This window comes from Thermodesulfitimonas sp. (assembly GCF_052743955.1).
The window spans coordinates 1-2,853 of the sequence record NZ_JBRAIN010000008.1 but is presented as its reverse complement, the minus strand read 5'-3'; the positions used below and the strand labels follow the sequence as shown (position 1 = coordinate 2,853).

The following is a 2,853-nucleotide window of genomic DNA, read 5'->3' as shown; positions in this document are numbered from 1 at the left end:
TATTTTTGTAAGCATTCACGTCAACAGTTTTGAGGAGGATAACGAGTATGGCGCCCAGACCTTCTACCAACCAGGCTCAGTGCAGGGGCGGGAGCTAGCCTGCGCCATCCAGAGCGCCCTGCGGGAATTTTTAGGGAACACGACGCGGTTACCGAAAGCAGCCGATTACTTTACCGGCCGGACGGCACAGATGCCGGCGGTGGTAGTAGGAGGTGGGCTTTATCACCAACCCGCAAGAATTCAAGCTCCTGCAGGACCCTGCTTACCAGAGCAGGGTCGCCTTTGCGATTTGCGGCGGGATAGTCCGCTACTTTGCGGCTAAGGCGGGTGCGCTCACGTTACCCAACTTACCTTGAACTAGCGTTTGCCGTCGCGGTCGGGGCGGCTGTACGGGAGCGGAATGTACTGCACCGAAGGGCGGCGCTGGCCCGGCTGGGGGTAAAGCTCCATCAGGGAGTATATTTCTTTGGGCAGGTCGGTGCGGACCGGAAGGCCCAGCGACTTCAACTGCTCGAAGGTGATCGGGTAGTCGTGGGTGAAGCGGCCACTGGTGAGGAAGTGGGCGATGGCCCGGGCCTTCTCGCTCCCCATTTTCCCGCGCAGAAGATAGTGGACGAATTCCTCGACCTGGTTGATCGCCTTGCGGGAGATGTCTGCCAGGATGACGGTGGTATCGTCGACCTTTTCAATTCCTTTCAGCCGGACGGTTTCCAGGATCGAGGCGGCCGGGTAGTTGCCGAGCTGCGGGTCGACGGGGCCGAGTACCGCGTTTTCGTCCATCACGATCTCGTCGGCGGCAAGCGCGATCATCGTGCCGCCCGACATCGCGTAGTGCGGGATGAAAACCGTCACCTTCGCTGGGTGTTTTTCGAGCGCCCGCGCAATCTGCTCGGCGGCAAGTACAAGGCCGCCCGGGGTGTGGAGCAGAAGGTCGATCGGCATGTCGGGTGGGGTATAACGGATGGCCCGGAGGATATGCTCGGAATCCTCGATATTGATATAGCGGGTTAGTGGCAGGCCCAAAAGGCTTAAGAGTTCCTGCCGGTGGATCATGGTGATCAGGCGCGAGCGGCGCTTTTGCTCGATCGCCCGGATGAGACGCAGCCGCTGCATCTCCAGGTGCTGCTGTTTCAACATAGGCAGGAGGGCCGAAATGATGAAGATGGTCCAGATGATGTCGAAAAACGAGAATTGTGCCGCCATTTACTAACTCCTTAAAGCGGGGTTGGACTGTTCAACGCGTAGAGACTTTGTTATACTTATTTTGTCCGCGCGGAGAGGAATATGAATCTCGGGACCGAATCTTATTACAAAAATTTTACCAGGTTTTCGGTAGGGTGACAAGCCTGGATGAGGAAGGGTAGGGGTAATGTTAGGAGTCAACGAGCTTTATTCAAGCCTGATTTACGCCGAGAATAACCGACTTTTTATGGACTTGGAGCGAATCTATCTGGATATGCCCGACCGGGAGTGTCGGGATTGCGAACTTTGTTGCCAAAATCCGCCTGCCGCTTCGCTGCTTGAGTACCTGAATGTCTACCGCTATATCCGCGATAAACTTACCGAAAAACAGGAGGCCATCCTTCGGGGGGCGGCGGAATTTTTCTTTCTGGAGCTGGCAGACCCGGAACTCAAATGTCCTTTCCGGGCGGCAGAGGGCTGCCTTATTGCGCCGGTTCGCCCGTTCGGCTGCCGGCTTTTCGGCGTGCTTAGTGAAGAGGACTACGCAAAAAGAGAGCAGGAGCGCGTGCGCCACGTTAGCGCTCTGGCGGAATTCTTGCAGGCGGAGTACGGGATCGGGCTGCCGGAGGCGGTGCTCCAGTCTCGCCCCTACTGCGGGCGAAACCGAAGCGAGGGCCGGGAGATTACTGCTGACGCGCTTACGGACCTCGAGATGCGCCTACTAGTCCTTGATACCAGTATTGTGGTACCGGAACGGGTTTTTCGGGGCGGGACGCTAGTGCCGCTTCCGGTGCACTTGGCGATGACGGTGCTTAATGCTGGCGTGCGAGGTAAGAGGTTAGAGGTGGTCCGCCAGTTTCTGTCCGGCTCGCGGGAGTTGCTCGAAAAATACGCGGCGCGGGCTGTGGGTTACCGCTTTTAGGCCGTGGGGATACCGGAACTTTTTCTAACGGCATTTTTGGTTGCTCTGACCGGGGCGATGATGCCCGGACCGCTCCTGACGGTAACGGTTGCCGAAAGTGTCCGGCAGGGTGCGAAGGCGGGGCTGCTCCTTGTGGTTGGCCACGGTATCTTAGAGGCGGCGCTGGTGGCGGCAATAGCCTTGGGGATAGGGCCTTTTATCGCGCGCCAGGGGGCAGTTGCGGGGATTTCGCTGGTTGGCGGCGGTTTCTTGCTTTGGATGGGAGCGACGATCCTACATGACGCTGTTAGGGGACGGGTTTCGCTAGACCTTACCGCCGCTACAAAGAGGAGTAATTCTGGGGCGGGTGCCGGTGTAGCACGTCTGATCGGGCTGGGGGCGGGGGTGAGCCTTTCGAATCCTTACTGGAGCCTCTGGTGGGCTACTATCGGCCTTTCCTACGTGAACGTTGCGCTGCGGTGGGGCTGGGCCGGCGTGGTGGTTTTCTTTACCGGGCATATCCTGGCTGACCTGGCCTGGTACGCGGCCGTGGCAGGTGTTGTGGGCGGCGGGCGCCGGTTTCTGGGGCCTACGCTTTACCGGGCGGTGCTGGCGGTGGCGGCGCTGTTTTTAATCGGGCTGGCGGGGTATTTTATCCTTAAAGGCTTGGAATACTGGCGTTTTTGACGGGCCTTAAGGTTTAGGGCTACGGGAGGGTTCGGTATGACGGTAGTACAGCCTCCTGCGCAAGAAGTACCTGCCGAGTTTAT

The 2,853-nt window shown here is 58.5% G+C and carries 4 protein-coding genes and 1 pseudogene; 4 read left to right on the top strand and 1 reads right to left on the bottom strand.

Features of this window, described 5'->3' with window-relative positions; genetic code table 11:
- Window position 1: 1 nt before the first annotated feature.
- Together ACUVTA_RS01335 and ACUVTA_RS01330 are read left to right on the top strand one after the other, a co-directional pair.
- Window positions 2-163, top strand: a pseudogene (locus ACUVTA_RS01335) (N-acetylmuramoyl-L-alanine amidase); the annotation flags it as partial.
- Window positions 164-212: 49 nt separating this feature from the next.
- Window positions 213-356 carry a hypothetical protein gene (locus ACUVTA_RS01330; RefSeq protein ID WP_445951185.1) on the top strand — a complete coding sequence of 48 codons (144 nt, stop codon included), beginning with the start codon at window positions 213-215 and terminating at the stop codon, window positions 354-356.
- A 1-nt stretch (window position 357) separates the two neighbouring features.
- On the opposite strand, the gene ACUVTA_RS01325 is transcribed toward ACUVTA_RS01330, so the two are convergent.
- Complete coding sequence (locus ACUVTA_RS01325) at window positions 358-1,203, bottom strand: SDH family Clp fold serine proteinase (RefSeq protein WP_445951184.1); 846 nt, start codon at window positions 1,201-1,203, stop codon at window positions 358-360.
- 166 nt (window positions 1,204-1,369) lie between these two features.
- Here ACUVTA_RS01325 and ACUVTA_RS01320 point away from each other — a divergent pair, with 166 nt between their 5' ends.
- Together ACUVTA_RS01320 and ACUVTA_RS01315 are read left to right on the top strand one after the other, a co-directional pair.
- Window positions 1,370-2,104: a YkgJ family cysteine cluster protein gene (locus tag ACUVTA_RS01320; RefSeq protein ID WP_445951183.1), complete on the top strand. Its 735-nt coding sequence runs from the start codon at window positions 1,370-1,372 to the stop codon at window positions 2,102-2,104.
- 36 nt (window positions 2,105-2,140) lie between these two features.
- Window positions 2,141-2,770: a LysE family transporter gene (locus ACUVTA_RS01315; RefSeq protein ID WP_445951182.1), complete on the top strand. Its 630-nt coding sequence runs from the start codon at window positions 2,141-2,143 to the stop codon at window positions 2,768-2,770.
- The last annotated feature ends 83 nt before the right edge of the window (window positions 2,771-2,853 follow it).

Excerpts from the sequence above, each read along its gene's own strand:
- ACUVTA_RS01325 (WP_445951184.1), bottom strand. The coding sequence starts at position 1,203 with ATGGCGGCACAATTCTCGTTTTTCGACATCATCTGGACCATCTTCATC.
- ACUVTA_RS01320 (WP_445951183.1), top strand. The coding sequence starts at position 1,370 with ATGTTAGGAGTCAACGAGCTTTATTCAAGCCTGATTTACGCCGAGAAT.